The organism is Panacagrimonas perspica, from assembly GCF_004364935.1.
GTDB classification, from domain to species: Bacteria; Pseudomonadota; Gammaproteobacteria; order Nevskiales; family Nevskiaceae; genus Panacagrimonas; species Panacagrimonas perspica.
Window position 1 is genome coordinate 499,010 of sequence record NZ_SOBT01000008.1, and the last position, 15,222, is coordinate 514,231.

Genomic DNA, 15,222 nt, shown 5'->3' on the forward strand with positions numbered 1-15,222 from the left:
AACGTCACGATGTCTACCAAAGGGATTCTGCTGCGCCATGACTGACAAGCACGCCTTCCAGGCCGAAACCAAGTCGCTGCTGCGACTGATGATCCACTCGCTGTACTCGAACAAGGAGATCTTCCTGCGCGAGCTGATCTCCAACGCGTCGGACGCCTGCGACAAGCTGCGGTTCGAGGCCATTTCCAGGCCCGAGCTGATGGGTACGGACGAGCTGGCGGTGGAGATCATCCCGGACAAGGCGGCGGGAACGCTGACCATCCGCGACAACGGCATCGGCATGACGCGCGAGGACATGGTCGCGCACCTGGGCACCATCGCCCGCTCGGGCACGCGCGAGTTCATGAGCAAGCTGTCCGGCGACCAGGCCAAGGACGCGCAGCTCATCGGCCAGTTCGGTGTGGGCTTCTACTCGTCGTTCATCGTGGCTGACGACGTGACGGTCAGAAGCCGTCGCGCCGGCACCGACGAGGCCACCGAATGGTCGTCGAAGGGCGAGGGCGAGTTCGAAGTCCAGCCCTGCGAGAAGGCAACGTCGGGCACCGACGTGATCCTGAAGGTGCGCGAGGACGACAAGGAATTCCTCGAGGCGTCGCGGCTGTCGTTCATCGTCCGCAAGTATTCCGACCACATCGGGCTGCCGATCCGCATCCGCGACGACAAGGGAGAACTCGAGACGCTCAACCAGGCCCGCGCGTTCTGGACGCGGCCCAAGAGCGAGCTCAAGGACGAGGACTACCAGGCGTTCTACAAGCACCTCGCGCACGACTTCGAGGAGCCGCTGTCCTGGGCGCACCACAAGGTCGAAGGCAATCTCGAATACACCTCGCTGATCTACATCCCCCGGCGCGCGTCGTTCGAACTCTGGAACCGCGAGGCGCACCAGGGTCTGCACCTGTACGTGAAGCGCGTCTTCATCATGGACAAGGCGGCCGAACTGTTGCCACCGTATCTGCGTTTCGTGCGTGGTCTGGTCGACACCGCGGACCTTCCGTTGAATGTGTCGCGCGAGATCCTGCAGGGCAGCCGGACGACCGAGAAGATCAAGGCCGCGCTGGTCAAGCGCGTGCTGGACCTGCTGGACGACATGGCCGAGAAGAAGCCGGAGGACTACAAGGTTTTCTGGAACACCTTCGGATCGGTGCTCAAGGAAGGCGTGGTCGAGGACACCGCCAACAGCGAGCGCATCGCCAAGCTGTTGCGCATGGCCTCCACGAAGGATCCGGCCGGCGAGCTGACGTCGCTGCCCGAGTACGTGAAGCGCATGACCGAGGCGCAGAAGTCGATCTACTTCCTGACGACCGAGTCGCTGACGGCCGCGCGCTCCAGCCCGCATCTCGAAGGTTTCGCCAAGCGCGGACTCGAAGTGCTGCTGCTGACCGATCGCATCGACGAGTGGGTGGTCAGCAATCTCACCCAGTTCGACGGCAAGCCACTGAAGTCGGTGGCGCAGGGCGCCGCCGAACTCGACGACGTGGTCGAGACCGCCGAGCAGGCGCAGCAGGAATCCTCGTTCAAGGACGTCTTCGAGCGCGTGAAGGCGGTGCTGGAAGATCGCGTGCAGGAGGTGCAGCTGTCCAAGCGCCTCACCGATTCGCCGTCGTGCCTGGTGGCGCCGGACTTCGGCATGAGCCGCCGCCTCGAGAAGATGCTGGCGCAGGGTGGCGAGAAGATCCCGCGCAGCAAGGCGATCCTCGAACTCAACGGCGATCACCCGCTGGTGGCGCGTCTCAAGGAAACCAACGACGACGCCGTGTTCGCCGACTTCGCGGAGCTGCTCTACGGGCAGGCGCAGCTGGCCGAGGGCGGCCAGCTCGACGATCCGGGCGCGTTCGTGAAGCGGCTGAACCGGCTGGTGCTCGGACAGGCGCCTTCAGGCCGGATCATCGTCTAGGCCCACCCGTAGCCCGGGTGAAACCCGGGGCTTCTCGTTCGACCAATGAGAAAAGCCCCCGGGTTTCACCCGGGCTACGGTGGCGGCGAAATTATTTCGCCGCCGATGTCGAAATGCGGCAGGCTGACCCGTCATGGGGTGCACGGATCGTCGTGCGACCTTCTATCCACGGGAGTCACCCATGAAATACGCCCTCTGCTTCTACGAGACCGCCGACAACTTCGCCGCCCGCACCAGCGGCAATGCGCCCGAATACTGGAGTGCCTGGAAAGCCTACGCCGGCGCTCTCGGCGACCGCATCACGGGCGGCTCGGCGCTGCAGAGTCCGGCGACCGCGACGACCGTCGCGGTCCGTGGCGGCAAGCGCCAGGTCCAGGACGGACCGTATGCCGACACCAAGGAACAGCTCGGCGGCTTCATGCTCATCGAAGCGGCGAATCTCGACGAGGCGCTGGAATGGGCGGCCAAGTGCCCCGCCGCCGCCACCGGTCGCGTGGAGGTTCGTCCCGCGCTGTCCACGCAGTCGATGTAGGCCGGGCATCCGGTCTTCGGAGATCGACGTCCGGTGAGTGACACGCACGAGGCGGTGGTCGCGGCTGCCCGACGCAGCTACGGCCGCCTCGTCGCGTATCTGGCCTCGCGCATGCAGGACCTTGCGGGTGCCGAGGATGCGCTGGCCGATGCGTTCGAGCGTGCGCTGCTCACCTGGCCGCGCGACGGGGTTCCGGACAACCCGGATGCCTGGCTGCTCACGACCGCGCGGCGACGCCTGCTCGACGACGTGCGTCATGCGCGCGTGCGCCGCGAGGCCGAGCCCCTGTTGATCCTGATGATGGACAACCCGGCCGAACCTGCCGACGCATTTCCGGATGAGCGCCTGAAGCTGCTGTTCGTGTGCGCGCATCCGGCCATCGACGTCGGTGTCCGCACGCCGCTGATGCTGCAGGCCGTGCTCGGTCTGGACGCGGCGACCATCGCCAGCGCGTTCCTGGTCGCGCCGGTGTCGATGGGACAGCGTCTCGTGCGAGCGAAGACGAAGATCCGCGCCGCCGGCATCGCGTTCGAAGTGCCGGGCGAGGGTGATCTGCCGGCGCGGCTGGAAACCGTGCTCGACGCCATCTACGCCGCCTACGGCACGGGCTGGGATGCTTCGGGTGCGAACGGTCGTCACGCCAGTCTTGCGCGCGAGGCGGTGGATCTGGCCCGCGTGCTCGTCGCCTTGATGCCCGACCAGCCCGAGGCGCTCGGCCTGCTGAGCCTGATGCTGTACTGCGAGTCGCGGCGCGAGGCGCGTCGCGACGAGGCGAACCGCTACGTACCGCTGGCGAAGCAGGACGTCTCGCGGTGGTCGCGGACGCTGATCGGGGAGGCCGGGCAGTTGCTGCAGCACGCGGGCACGATGGGGCACATCGGGCGCTACCAGCTCGAAGCCGCGATCCAGTCGGTGCACGCACAGCGCGCGCTGACCGGCACGACGCACTGGGACATCATCGCGCGCTTCTACGGCGAGTTGCTGCGGCTCGCGCCCACGATCGGCGCCCAGGTAGGCGAGGCGGCCGCGGTTGCGGAATGGCGAGGCGCGCAGGCCGGCCTCGATCGGCTCGACGCGATGGATGCCGACGAGGTGCAGCGCTATCAGCCCTGGTGGGCCGTGCGGGCACATCTGCTGGCCGCCACCGGTCGCGTCGCGGAAGCGCGTCCGGCCTACGAGCGCGCCATGGGGCTGGCGGAGGATGCCGAGGTGCGGAGCTTTCTCGCCGGTCGACTCGCGGCCCTCGACGACACGTCCGCGTAGCCCGGGTGAAACCCGGGGATCATTTCCTTCGGATACGCGGAACCCCGGGGTGCACCCGGGCTCCGCCGTGATGGGCTAACGGATGACGCGCACCGTGTCGACGTAGCGGTCCATCCACCAGCGGTTGCCGACCGGGGCGACGATCACCTGACGGCCGCTGCTCGGCGCGTGCACCGCCTGGCCGTCGCCGAGATAGATGGCGACGTGATCGATGCCCCAGCTGTTGAAGCTGTAGAAGATCAGATCACCGGGCTCCGCATCGTCGAGGTCGATCTCTTCGCCGGACTTGTGCTGCTCGCGCGTCGTGCGCGGGATCTTCACGCCCTGCTGGGCATACACGTACTGCACCAGGCCACTGCAGTCGAAACCGTCCGGCGTCGCGCCGCCATAGCGGTACGGCCGGCCGATCTGGCCCAGTGCGTCGAGCACGATACCGCGCCTGAGCGCCTGTCCTTCCGGAGTGGGCTTGTAGCTGGAGAAGCAGCCTGCGAGCAGGCTCGCCACGAAGGCGAGCAGGATGAAGCCGGGTAGCGCCCGCATCAGCCGGGCGGCGGGACGGTAGCGACCATCGACTCGCGCAGCGCGAACGTCGTGAACCAGCGATCCAGCGGCTCGTGCCCCTTGCGCCACTCGATGTACGGCATGCGCAGGTCGAGATAGGCCAGGGCCACACCAGCGGTGATCTCGACCACGCTCGGCGCTTCGTTGGACAGCTCCGCGGCTTCCAGATCGAGCACGGCGATCGAGCGGCGGATCACGTCGGCTTGGCGGTCGAGGAAGGCGACGTGGCGGATGCCTTCGGGGCGGCGTTTCTCGATCACGGTGGCGAACGCGGCATTGATGACGCCCTCGGCCACCTGGGCGCGGCGCAGCGCCGACCAGCGCTTGGAGCCGCGCGGCAGCGCGGTGAGCCCACGGCCACGGGTCTGCAGGTATTCGATGATCAGCGTCGAGTCGGGCAGCGATTCGCCCTTCTCGGTGACGAGGGTCGGAATGCGCGAAAGCGGGTTGGCGGCGAGCAGTTCGGGCAGCGGATCGAACGGGTCGCAGAGGATTTCCTCGATCAGGTCGGAGAGGCCGAGTTCATGCGCAACGACGCGCACTTTGCGTGCGTAGGGTGAAGTCTTGCTGCAGTACAGCTTCATCTTCACCGCGCGTCCCCTCGTTCCATTTACGTGACCAGCGTGACCGTATGGCAGGACGGGCGCAAGCCTTGACGCCCGCTCAATAAAAAGCCCCCGGCCTGCGGGGGCTTGTTACGCCGCGGACGGCTCAGTGGATGCCGGCGAGCGCGTCGAGGTACTTCTCGGCGTCGAGCGCGGCCTGGCAACCCGTGCCCGCGCTGGTGATCGCCTGGCGATACACGTGGTCCTGCACGTCGCCGGCCGCGAACACGCCGGGCACGCTGGTCTGCGTCGCATTGCCGTTGGAGCCACTCTGCACCTGCAGGTAGCCGCCCTTCATCTCGAGCTGGCCTTCGAAGATGCCGGTGTTCGGCGTGTGGCCGATGGCGATGAAGACGCCCTTGAGCGCGATCTCGCGCGCCGCGCCGGTCTTCACGTTCTTGACGCGCATGCCGGTCACGCCGGAGGCATCGCCCAGCACCTCGTCGAGCGTCGAGTCCCAGATGATCTCGACCTTGCCTTCCTGCTGCCGCTTGAACAGCTTGTCGTGCAGGATCTTCTCGCCCTTGAAGCGGTCGCGGCGATGCACCACGGTGACCTTGTTGGCGATGTTGGCCAGGTACAGCGCTTCTTCGACCGCGGTGTTGCCGCCGCCGATCACGGCCACGTCCTGGCCCTTGTAGAAGAAGCCGTCGCAGGTCGCGCAAGCGCTGACGCCCTTGCCCTTGAACGCGTTCTCGGAGTCCATGCCCAGGTAACGCGCCGAGGCGCCGGTGGCGATGATCAGCGCGTCGCAGGTGTATTCGCCCTGGTCGCCCTTGAGCTTGAACGGCTTGTTCTTCAGATCCACCGAGTGGATGTGATCGAACACCATCTTCGTATCGAAGCGCTCGGCATGCTTCTGCATGCGATCCATCAGCGCAGGGCCCATCAGGCCGTGCACGTCGCCGGGCCAGTTGTCGACTTCGGTGGTGGTCATGAGCTGCCCACCCTGCTCGATGCCGGTGATCAGCACGGGTTTGAGGTTGGCGCGGGCGGCGTAGACGGCGGCGGTATAGCCGGCCGGTCCCGAGCCGAGAATGATCAAGGAATGGTGATTCATGGTGTATGCGGGAGTGGGGGCTCGATCGCGGACCTCAAGCGGGGCCGACGATGGTTTGCGATGTCGTCTCTGGGTGACCCCGGAGGGACACCGTTGGATGGCGAACATTCTACGTTCCCGCATTCCTGGGCGATGAAAGTTTGCAGAGGCGCGGGATAGGGTTGGGCTATGAGGGCGGTGCGCCGGGTGGGCGATGCGTACTGCGCGCGGCGGAGGGGGCTGGGTGTTCGGGCCAGGCTCTCCCTCATCCGCCCCTTCGGGGCACCTTCTCCCTCCGGGAGAAGGAACCGCTTGCTCCCCTCTCCCGGAGGGAGAGGGGCCGGGGGTGAGGGAGAGTCTTGGCTGCTGCGAGACACTCGAACCCGACCCGTTGTTCAGATCTAGATCCGCGATAACGACCTGAGGCACAAGGTCTTCAGCAGCCGATTTCATTGCGACCAGGGGCATGGGCGTGTCTAATACGCGCCCCTGTTTTCCTCCCCCGGCCCGCGCCGCGCCGAGTCCCTGACGTGAATACCAATTTCCCGCGCATCCAGCGCCTTCCTCCCTACGTCTTCAACATCGTCGGCGAGCTCAAGAAGGCTGCCCGGGCACGCGGGGACGACGTCATCGACTTCAGCATGGGGAACCCGGATCAGCCGACCCCCAAGCACATCGTCGACAAGCTGGTCGAAGCGGCCGTCCGCGGTACCGAGAGCGACTACGTGCGCCCCGAGGTGCACGACGAGGACGGCACGCACACGCACCGTTACTCGGTCTCGAAGGGCATTCCGCGCCTGCGTCGCGCCGTCAGCCGCTGGTACAAGCAGCGCTACGACGTGGACATCGACCCCGAGAGCGAGGCGATCGCCACGATCGGTTCGAAGGAAGGCCTGGCGCATCTGGCATTCGCCACCTTGGCCGAGGGCGACGTCGTGCTGGTGCCCAATCCGGCGTACCCGATCCATCCGTATGGCGTCGTGCTGGCCGGCGCCGACGTGCGTCACGTGCGCATGACGCCGGAAGTGGATTTCTTCGAGGAACTGCAGCGGGCGGTCAAGGAATCCTGGCCCAAGCCCAAGATGCTGATCCTGAACTTCCCGGGCAATCCGACGACGCAGTGCGCGGACCTGGCGTTCTTCGAGAAAGCGGTGGCGATCTGCAAGGAGCACGAGATCTGGCTGGTGCATGACCTGGCCTACGCCGACATCGTGTTCGACGGATACACCGCGCCTTCGATCCTGCAGGTGCCGGGCGCCAAGGACATCGCGGTCGAGTTCTTCACCTTGTCGAAGAGCTACAACATGCCGGGCTGGCGCGTCGGCTTCATGGCCGGCAACCCGACGCTGGTCGCCGCGCTGGGCCGCATCAAGAGCTACCTCGACTACGGCATGTTCACGCCGATCCAGGTCGCCGCCATCGCCGCGCTCGAAGGCCCGCAGGACTGCGTGGCCGAGATCCGGCACATGTACAAGGTGCGCCGCGACGTGCTGTGCGAAGGCCTCAACCAGGCCGGCTGGAAGGTCACCAAGCCCAAGGCGACGATGTTCGTCTGGGCCGAGATTCCGGAGCCGTTCAAGGGCCTGGGCTCGCTGGAATTCTCGAAGCTGCTGATGAACGAGGCCAAGGTCGCGGTCTCGCCCGGCATCGGCTTCGGCGAGTACGGCGACACGCACGTGCGCTTCGCGCTGATCGAGAACGAGCACCGCACGCGCCAGGCCGTGCGGGGCATCAAGAAACTGCTGAAGGAAGGACCCAAGGGACAATGAGAGCGCAGCGACACGGTGCCGTGAGCGATAGCGAGCGTGGGTGCGGGAGCTGCGCGCCGTGCTCATCCAAACCAGGTTTCGACGTCTTAAGCGGGGTATGCCGATGAGCACGCCTCTCAAGATCGGCCTGATGGGCCTGGGCACCGTCGGACAGGGCGTCCTGCGCGTGCTGCGCAAGAACGCCGACGAGATCGAGCGTCGCATCGGTCGCAAGCTGGTGGTGACGCACATCGCCACCAAGGACCTGGATCGCAACTCCGAATCGCTGGAAGGGATCACCGTCAGCGACGACGCGCTGACCTGCGTGCGCAGCGCCGACGTCGACGTCGTCGTCGAGGTCATGGGCGGCTACAACATCGCCAAGCAGGTGACGCTGGCCGCCATCGAGCGCGGCAAGCCGGTGGTCACTGCCAACAAGGCGCTGCTCGCCGAGCACGGCAACGAGATCTTCGCGGCAGCCGCGAAGGCCGGCGTGGGCCTGGGCTTCGAGGCGGCCGTCGCCGGCGGCATCCCGATCATCAAGGCCGTGCGTGAAGGCCTGGCCGGCAATCGCATCGACAGCCTGGCCGGCATCATCAACGGCACCTGCAACTACATCCTCACGCAGATGACGGTGAAGGGGCAGACCTTCGCCGACGCGCTGTCCGATGCGCAGAAGCTCGGCTACGCCGAGGCCGATCCGACGTTCGACGTCGAAGGCGTCGACGCCGCGCACAAGCTGACGATCCTGGCGAGCATCGCCTTCGGCATCCCGCTGTCGTTCGGCGCGGTCGCCCGCGAAGGCATCTCCAAGATCACCGCGCAGGACATCCAGATCGCGCTGACGCTGGGCTACCGCATCAAGCTGCTCGGCATCGCGCAGCGTTCGGATGCCGGCGTGTCCTTGCGCGTGCATCCGACGCTGGTGCCGGACGACCAGCTCATCGCCAAGGTCGACGGCGTGGTCAACGCCGTCGTCGTGAACGGCAACGCGGTGGGGCAGGTGGGCTTCTACGGCCGCGGTGCCGGTGGCGATCCGACGGCCTCGGCCATCGTCGCCGACCTGATCGACGTGGCGCGCAGCCTCGGCGTTCCACAGGCGCAGCGCGTGCCGGTGCTGGCCTTCCAGCCCGGCGCCATGAAGGCGCTGCCGCTGCTGGCCATCGCCGACATCGAGTCCTGCTACTACCTGCGACTGCGCGTGGCGGACGAGCCCGGCGTGCTCAAGGCCATCACCGGCACGCTCGCCGAGTCCGACATCAGCATCGAGGCGATCCTGCAGAAGGAGCCGCGCGAGCACGAGGACGCGACCGTCGCGCTGATCACGAGCGCGGTGAAGGAGTCGAAGTTCGACGCCGCGATGCAGCGGCTGCTGGCGCTGCCGTTCGTGCGCGAAGGTGCCTCGCGCATCCGTGTCGAGCATTTCAAGAGCTGACAGATCAATGACGGCCGTGCGGCTCCAGGGCGGCGCCGTCGTATTGCAGCCGCTCACCGAAGACGACGCAGAAGCCCTGTTCGCGGCTGCCGATGCGCCCGCCGAACTGTTCCGCTACCTGCCGGACCGGCTGGAGACGCTGGAGCATCACCGCGCGTTCGTCGCCCGCGCGCTGGCCGAGCAGGCGCAGGGCAAGGCCCTGGCGTTCACGATCCGGCTGGCGGGGTCGGGTGAGGTCGTCGGCACGACGCGCTTCGGTGCCATCGAGATCGCCCATGCCCGCGCCGAGATCGGCTGGACCTGGATCGCCGGCAAGGTGCAGCGCTCGGCGGTGAACACCCAGGCCAAGAAACTGCTGCTCGAACACGGCTTCGAGGTCATGAAGCTGAACCGCGTCGAGTTCAAGACCGACAGCCTCAACCAGCGTTCGCGCAGCGCCATCTGGCGGCTCGGCGCGACGCAGGAAGGCATCTTTCGCAATCATATGGTGATGCCGGACGGTCGCATCCGGCACACCGTGTACTTCAGCATCACCCGTGAAGAGTGGCCGGAAGTACGACGCCGGCTCGACGCGATGCTGGTCCATTCCGCTTTGCCCGTTTAGGTTCTTCGTCATGCGCTATACCGGTCTGGTCGATCACTACCGCAGTCGTCTGCCCTTTGCCCCGAACGTGCGCGCCATCGCGCTGTGCGAAGGCCGCACGCCGCTGATCAAGCTCGAGAACCTGCCCAAGCGGCTGGGTTTCGAGAACGATCTGTACGTGAAATTCGAGGGTCTGAACCCCACCGGTTCGTTCAAGGACCGCGGCATGACCGCGGCGGTGACGCAGGCGGTGCACGAGGGTTCGCGCGCCATCATCTGTGCGTCGACGGGCAACACCTCGGCCGCCGCCGCGGCCTACGCGGTGCGCGCCGGCATCACCGCCTTCGTGCTGATCCCGGAAGGGAAGATCGCGCTCGGCAAGCTGGCGCAGGCGGTCGTGCACGGCGCCGTCGTCATCCAGGTCATGGGCAACTTCGACGACGGCATGCGCCTGGTCAAGGAAGTCGCGCAGACCTCGCCGGTGTCCATCGTCAACTCGATCAATCCGTTCCGCCTGCAGGGTCAGAAGACCGCCGCGTTCGAGATCGTCGAGGCCCTCGGGCGCGCGCCGGACTATCACTGCCTGCCGGTCGGCAACGCCGGAAATATCACGGCTCACTGGATCGGTTACTCGGAAGCTTCGGGGCATGACACGGCGGCGCACACGCTGCCGGCTGCGCTGCGCACCTACGACCAGACCGCCATCGCGTCGAACCGCCCGATCATGGTCGGCTACCAGGCCGCGGGCGCGGCACCGTTCCTGCGCGGCGGCCCGGTGAAGGATCCCGAGACGGTCGCCACCGCGATCCGCATCGGCGACCCGCAGTCCTGGAGCCAGGCCTGGCACGTGCAGAAGGAATCCGGCGGCTGGTTCGACGAGTGCACCGATGCCGAGATCCTCGCGACGCAGAAACTGCTGGCCGAGAGCGAGGGCGTGTTCTGCGAGCCGGCCTCCGCCGCCTCGCTGTGCGGTGCGCTGCGCGACATCAAGGCCGGCAAGATCAAGCCGGGCAAGACCGTCGTCTGCACGCTGACCGGCAACGGCCTGAAGGATCCCGACGTGGTGATGAAGAACGGTCTGACGGGTCTCGTGCAGGTTCCGGCGGAGCGCGCAGCGGTCGAGAAGGCGATCCTGAACCGGCTCTGACGTGGCGACGGTGGGTCGTGGGACCGTCGGGAACGGTCAACGCAGAGGCGCAAAGGACGCAGAGGTCCGAATGGAGCATCCCTGCGTCCTTTGCGCCTCCGCGTTGATTTCTCCGCACGTGTAGTCGGGACGTTTCGTTCTCGATTACGGAGTGAGTGTCGATCGAATGCTAGACTTCGCGCGGTTTTTCGACGCGACTGCGGCATGAACTGGGCGGACTACGGCATCCTGGCCATCGTCATCCTCTCGATCCTGATCGGGGTGCTGCGCGGTTTCACGCGCGAACTGTTCGGTGTTGGAACCTGGATCCTCGCCATCCTGCTCGCCGTGGTCTTCGGCTCGAAAGCCACCATCGCGCTGCAGGAGCACATCGCCACGCCGCTGGTCCGCATGGGCGCTGCGTACGGCGGTCTGTTCCTCGCCGGCCTGTTGATCGGCGGCATCCTGACCGCGCTGCTGGTATCGCGCATCCGCCAGAGCCGGTTCTCGTCGGCGGATCGCACGCTCGGTGCGGGCCTGGGCCTGATTCGCGGCATCCTGGTCGTCGGTCTGATCGTGCTGCTCGCGCGCACGGTGGACGTCAGCGAGGAAGCCTGGTGGCGGGAATCGGCGCTGATTGGTCCGTCGATGCCCATCGCCGATGCGCTGGATACGTTGATCCCCGATTCCTGGCTCGAACCCTTGAAGCCGGACCCGAAGACCCCAGTTGTTCCCGAACCGGGAGCAGACGACGCAGCGAAGCCCGCTGCTTCTGCTGCCCCAGCCTGAGGAGACGCCTCGCATGTGCGGCATCGTTGGCATCCACTCTCACGGCCAGGTCAATCAGGAGCTGTACGACGCTCTGACCATGCTGCAGCACCGCGGGCAAGACGCGGCCGGCATCATGACCACCGAAGGTTCGAAGCTGAACCTGCGCAAGGACAACGGTCTGGTGCGCGACGTCTTCCACGCCGACGAGCACATGATGCGTCTGCGTGGAAAGCTCGGCATCGGTCACGTGCGCTATCCCACGGCCGGCGTCACCAGCGCAGCCGAAGCGCAGCCGTTCTACACGAACATGCCGTTCGGCATTTCGCTGGCGCACAACGGCAATCTGACGAACGCCGATGAGCTCAAGCTCGAACTGTTCAGTGAAGATCGCCGGCATCTGAACACCGAGTCCGACTCGGAAGTGCTGCTCAACGTCTTCGCGCACGAACTGCTCAGCCAGAACAAGATGCGGCTGCAGCCGGACGACATCTTCGCCGCCGTCTCCGGCGTGCATCGGCGCTGCCGCGGTGCGTACGCCTGCGTCGCGATCATCACCGGCTACGGCCTGCTCGGCTTCCGCGATCCATTCGGCATCCGTCCCGTCGTCTACGGACGTCGCCGCGCCGCCGAAGGCTACGAGTACATGATCGCGTCGGAATCGGTGGCGCTGAACGCGCTCGGTTTCGAACTGGTGGCCGACATCCTCCCCGGCGAAGCCATCTTCATCACCACCGACGGCAAGCTCTACAAGCGGCAGTGCGCGGCCAACCCGGTCTACTCGCCGTGCATCTTCGAGTACGTGTACCTGGCACGCCCCGACTCGCTGATGGACAAGATCTACGTGCACAAGGCGCGCCTGCGCATGGGCATGAAGCTGGCGGACCGCATCAAGCGCGAATGGGCGGATCACGACATCGACGTCGTCATTCCCATTCCCGACACCTCGCGCGTGCCGGCATCGGAGCTGGCCTCGGAACTCGGCGTTCCGTATCGCGAGGGCTACGTCAAGAATCGCTACATCGGCCGCACGTTCATCATGCCGGGGCAGGGCCAGCGCAAGAAGAGCGTGCGCCAGAAGCTCAACCCGATCGAAGTGGAATTCCGCGGCAAGAACGTGCTGCTGGTCGACGACTCCATCGTGCGCGGCACGACGAGCAAGGAGATCATCGAGATGGCGCGCGAAGCCGGCGCCCGCAAGGTGTACTTCGCGTCGGCGTCGCCGCCGGTGCGCTATCCCAACGTCTACGGCATCGACATGCCGTCCTCATCCGAACTGGTCGCCCACGGCCGCACGATTCCGGAGCTGGAGAAGCTGCTCGGCGCCGATCGCCTGATCTTCCAGGAACTGGACGATCTGATCGATGCGGTGCTGCACAAGCACGCCACGATCGAGCGTTTCGACTGCTCGGTGTTCACCGGCAAGTACATCACGCAGGACATCAGCCCCGAATACCTGAGCCAGCTCGAACTGTTCCGTTCCGACGCCGCCAAGCAGGCACGCAAGCAGGGCCCGACGTCCGTCATCGAGATGGAGAACGCCGGCGCGCGTTGACCCCGGCGGTCTGCGCTCCGTAAACTTCGCGCTCAGCCGATTTCAGCGCTTGCGGGCTCACTGCTAAGCGCCACGATGTGATGTGAATCGGCCCGCTATTTTTCGCGGGCTTTTTGTTGCCCGCGTGACGGAAGAATTGCCATGACCGACACGCTTGACGATCCGACTGCTTCCTGGGGCCCGGCCACGCTGGGGATCCGCGCCGGCCAGCACCGCACGGCGGAGATGGAACACTCGCCCGCAATCTTCGCGACGTCGAGCTTCGTCTTCCGGAATTCCGCCGAAGCGGCTGCGGTCTTCGCCGGCGAGCAGCCGGGCAACATCTACGGCCGTTTCACCAATCCGACGGTGCAGGCTTTCGAGGATCGGCTCGCGCGGATGGAAGGTGGCGATGCCTGCGTGGCGACCGCCAGCGGCATGGTGGCGATTCTCTCGCTGGTCCTGGCGACGATGAAGGCCGGCGATCACCTGCTGGCCTCGAGCGGCCTGTTCGGCGCGACCATCAGCCTGTTCAACAACTACGTCGTGAAGTTCGGCGTGGCCGTGGATTACGTCGACCCGAAGCATGCCGAACTGTGGGAGAAGGCGATCCGTCCGAACACGAAGCTGCTGTTCGTCGAGACGCCGTCCAATCCGCTGACTGAGATCGCCGATATCGCAGCGCTGGCCGAGATCGCGCATCGACACGGCGCGAAGCTGGCCGTCGACAACTGCTTCCTGACGCCGGTGTTCCAGAAGCCGCTCGAGCTGGGCGCGGACTACGTCATCCATTCGGCCACCAAGTATCTCGATGGTCAGGGCCGCTGCCTGGGCGGTGCGATCGTCGGTGACGCGCAGAGCGTGGGCAAGGATGTGTTCGGCTTCATGCGGACGGCGGGACCGTGCATGTCGCCGTTCAACGCCTGGGTCTTCCTGAAAGGCATGGAGACCCTGACCGTGCGCATGAAGGCGCACGAAGACAACGCGCGGCGCCTTGCGACCTGGCTCAACGAGCAGGTCGGCGTGAAGCACGTTTACTACCCCGGCCTGCCGGGTCATCCGCAGCACGAACTCGCGAAGAAGCAGAGCAAGGGCTACGGCGCGATCGTGTCGTTCGAAGTCGACGGCGGACGCCAGGGTGCGTGGAAGGTCATCGACGCGACGCAACTGTGTTCGATCACCGCGAACCTGGGCGACACGCGCACGACGATCACGCATCCGGCGACGACGACGCACGGCCGCATCAGCGCCGAGGCGCGCGCAGCCGCGGGCATCTCCGAGGGACTGATCCGGATCGCGGTCGGGCTGGAAGAGCTGGACGACATCCAGGCCGATCTGCGCCGCGGACTGGGCTGAGGCGTCGGTGTCACGGGCGCTGTTCGAGGCGCTGTGCGAAGTCGACCCTGCGCGCAAATGCGCGATGGTGTCCGCTTTGCAGATATCGGATGACGTCGTCGGCGAGACGGCGGATGTGGAGCTGGCACGCGATCCGCGCATTCCCGGCCGTCCGGTGCGCCCCGAGCTGGTGAATCCGCGCGACGTCGCGTTCCGCGGACTGGGAACCGCCGAGGGGCGAGCGGCGATGGTGCATGCCGTGGCGCACATCGAGTTCAACGCGGTGAATCTGGCGCTCGACGCCACGCTGCGTTTCCCCGGGTTGCCGGCGGGCTATTACGCGGACTGGATCAGCGTCGCGCAGGACGAGGCGCGTCACTTCGCGATGCTGTCGGATCGTCTCGCGCAGCTCGGTTATGCCTACGGCGATTTTTCCGCGCACAACGGTCTGTGGGAAGCCGCTGAGAAGACCGCGCACGATCCGCTGGTGCGCATGGCGCTGGTGCCTCGCGTGCTCGAAGCGCGAGGGCTCGATGTGACGCCGAACATGATCCGCCGTCTCAAGGAAGTGGGAGATCCGGCGACGGCCGCGATCCTGGGCGTGATTCTTGAAGAGGAAGTCCGGCACGTCGCCATCGGCACCCACTGGTACCGCTATCTATGCAATTCGCGCGGTGTAGATCCCGTTGCAAGGTTCCGCGAGCTGCTCGTGGAGCATCGCGTGCGCCTGCAACGACCGTTCAACACGGAAGCCCGCGCGCGGGCGGGATTCGACGCGGCCGAACTCGCGGGCTGATAC

14 protein-coding genes are annotated in these 15,222 nt (G+C 66.2%); 11 read left to right on the forward strand and 3 right to left on the reverse strand.

What is annotated here, in order from left to right; genetic code table 11:
- The first annotated feature begins 37 nt into the window (after window positions 1–37).
- From htpG to DFR24_RS02260, 3 genes are all read left to right on the forward strand, one after another.
- Window positions 38–1,894 carry a molecular chaperone HtpG gene (gene htpG / locus DFR24_RS02250; protein WP_133879720.1) on the forward strand — a complete coding sequence of 619 codons (1,857 nt, stop codon included), beginning with the start codon at window positions 38–40 and terminating at the stop codon, window positions 1,892–1,894.
- Between the two features lie 181 nt (window positions 1,895–2,075).
- Complete coding sequence (locus DFR24_RS02255) at window positions 2,076–2,426, forward strand: YciI family protein (protein WP_133879721.1); 351 nt, start codon at window positions 2,076–2,078, stop codon at window positions 2,424–2,426.
- A 33-nt stretch (window positions 2,427–2,459) separates the two neighbouring features.
- Entirely contained in the window at window positions 2,460–3,689 is a 1,230-nt protein-coding gene (locus DFR24_RS02260) for an RNA polymerase sigma factor (RefSeq protein ID WP_133879722.1), read from the forward strand.
- Between the two features lie 75 nt (window positions 3,690–3,764).
- On the opposite strand, the gene DFR24_RS02265 is transcribed toward DFR24_RS02260, so the two are convergent.
- From DFR24_RS02265 to trxB, 3 genes are all read right to left on the reverse strand, one after another.
- Complete coding sequence (locus DFR24_RS02265) at window positions 3,765–4,229, reverse strand: C40 family peptidase (protein WP_133879723.1); 465 nt, start codon at window positions 4,227–4,229, stop codon at window positions 3,765–3,767.
- Window positions 4,229–4,834: a glutathione S-transferase family protein gene (locus DFR24_RS02270; protein WP_246051605.1), complete on the reverse strand. Its 606-nt coding sequence runs from the start codon at window positions 4,832–4,834 to the stop codon at window positions 4,229–4,231. The genes DFR24_RS02265 and DFR24_RS02270 overlap by 1 nt, the downstream gene beginning before the upstream one ends.
- A gap of 127 nt (window positions 4,835–4,961) precedes the next feature.
- Complete coding sequence (trxB, locus tag DFR24_RS02275) at window positions 4,962–5,915, reverse strand: thioredoxin-disulfide reductase (RefSeq protein WP_133879725.1); 954 nt, start codon at window positions 5,913–5,915, stop codon at window positions 4,962–4,964.
- A 509-nt stretch (window positions 5,916–6,424) separates the two neighbouring features.
- Here trxB and alaC point away from each other — a divergent pair.
- The 8 genes from alaC to DFR24_RS02315 all read left to right on the forward strand — a co-directional run bounded on the left by alaC (window position 6,425) and on the right by DFR24_RS02315 (window position 15,219).
- On the forward strand, window positions 6,425–7,663 hold the full coding sequence (alaC, locus tag DFR24_RS02280) for an alanine transaminase (protein WP_133879726.1): 1,239 nt from the start codon (window positions 6,425–6,427) through the stop codon (window positions 7,661–7,663).
- A gap of 103 nt (window positions 7,664–7,766) precedes the next feature.
- Window positions 7,767–9,077 carry a homoserine dehydrogenase gene (locus DFR24_RS02285; protein ID WP_133879727.1) on the forward strand — a complete coding sequence of 437 codons (1,311 nt, stop codon included), beginning with the start codon at window positions 7,767–7,769 and terminating at the stop codon, window positions 9,075–9,077.
- Between the two features lie 7 nt (window positions 9,078–9,084).
- Window positions 9,085–9,681, forward strand: a complete 597-nt coding sequence (locus DFR24_RS02290) for a GNAT family N-acetyltransferase (RefSeq protein ID WP_133879728.1) — start codon at window positions 9,085–9,087, stop codon at window positions 9,679–9,681.
- 10 nt (window positions 9,682–9,691) lie between these two features.
- Window positions 9,692–10,807, forward strand: coding sequence for a threonine synthase (gene thrC, locus DFR24_RS02295; protein WP_133879729.1), 1,116 nt, complete (start codon window positions 9,692–9,694; stop codon window positions 10,805–10,807).
- 204 nt (window positions 10,808–11,011) lie between these two features.
- Complete coding sequence (locus tag DFR24_RS02300) at window positions 11,012–11,575, forward strand: CvpA family protein (protein WP_133879730.1); 564 nt, start codon at window positions 11,012–11,014, stop codon at window positions 11,573–11,575.
- A 13-nt stretch (window positions 11,576–11,588) separates the two neighbouring features.
- A complete protein-coding gene (gene purF / locus DFR24_RS02305; RefSeq protein WP_133879731.1) occupies window positions 11,589–13,109 on the forward strand; it encodes an amidophosphoribosyltransferase in 1,521 nt (506 codons plus the stop codon).
- A 141-nt stretch (window positions 13,110–13,250) separates the two neighbouring features.
- Window positions 13,251–14,444 carry an O-succinylhomoserine sulfhydrylase gene (locus tag DFR24_RS02310; protein ID WP_133879732.1) on the forward strand — a complete coding sequence of 398 codons (1,194 nt, stop codon included), beginning with the start codon at window positions 13,251–13,253 and terminating at the stop codon, window positions 14,442–14,444.
- On the forward strand, window positions 14,422–15,219 hold the full coding sequence (locus tag DFR24_RS02315; protein WP_133879733.1) for a ferritin-like domain-containing protein: 798 nt from the start codon (window positions 14,422–14,424) through the stop codon (window positions 15,217–15,219). The genes DFR24_RS02310 and DFR24_RS02315 overlap by 23 nt, the downstream gene beginning before the upstream one ends.
- Window positions 15,220–15,222 lie beyond the last annotated feature (3 nt).

Coding starts and splice junctions, on each gene's coding strand:
- htpG (WP_133879720.1), top strand. CDS start 38: ATGACTGACAAGCACGCCTTCCAGGCCGAAACCAAGTCGCTGCTGCGA.
- DFR24_RS02255 (WP_133879721.1), top strand. CDS start 2,076: ATGAAATACGCCCTCTGCTTCTACGAGACCGCCGACAACTTCGCCGCC.
- DFR24_RS02265 (WP_133879723.1), bottom strand. CDS start 4,229: ATGCGGGCGCTACCCGGCTTCATCCTGCTCGCCTTCGTGGCGAGCCTG.
- DFR24_RS02270 (WP_246051605.1), bottom strand. CDS start 4,834: ATGAAGCTGTACTGCAGCAAGACTTCACCCTACGCACGCAAAGTGCGC.
- trxB (WP_133879725.1), bottom strand. CDS start 5,915: ATGAATCACCATTCCTTGATCATTCTCGGCTCGGGACCGGCCGGCTAT.
- DFR24_RS02285 (WP_133879727.1), top strand. CDS start 7,767: ATGAGCACGCCTCTCAAGATCGGCCTGATGGGCCTGGGCACCGTCGGA.
- DFR24_RS02290 (WP_133879728.1), top strand. CDS start 9,085: ATGACGGCCGTGCGGCTCCAGGGCGGCGCCGTCGTATTGCAGCCGCTC.
- thrC (WP_133879729.1), top strand. CDS start 9,692: ATGCGCTATACCGGTCTGGTCGATCACTACCGCAGTCGTCTGCCCTTT.
- DFR24_RS02300 (WP_133879730.1), top strand. CDS start 11,012: ATGAACTGGGCGGACTACGGCATCCTGGCCATCGTCATCCTCTCGATC.
- purF (WP_133879731.1), top strand. CDS start 11,589: ATGTGCGGCATCGTTGGCATCCACTCTCACGGCCAGGTCAATCAGGAG.
- DFR24_RS02310 (WP_133879732.1), top strand. CDS start 13,251: ATGACCGACACGCTTGACGATCCGACTGCTTCCTGGGGCCCGGCCACG.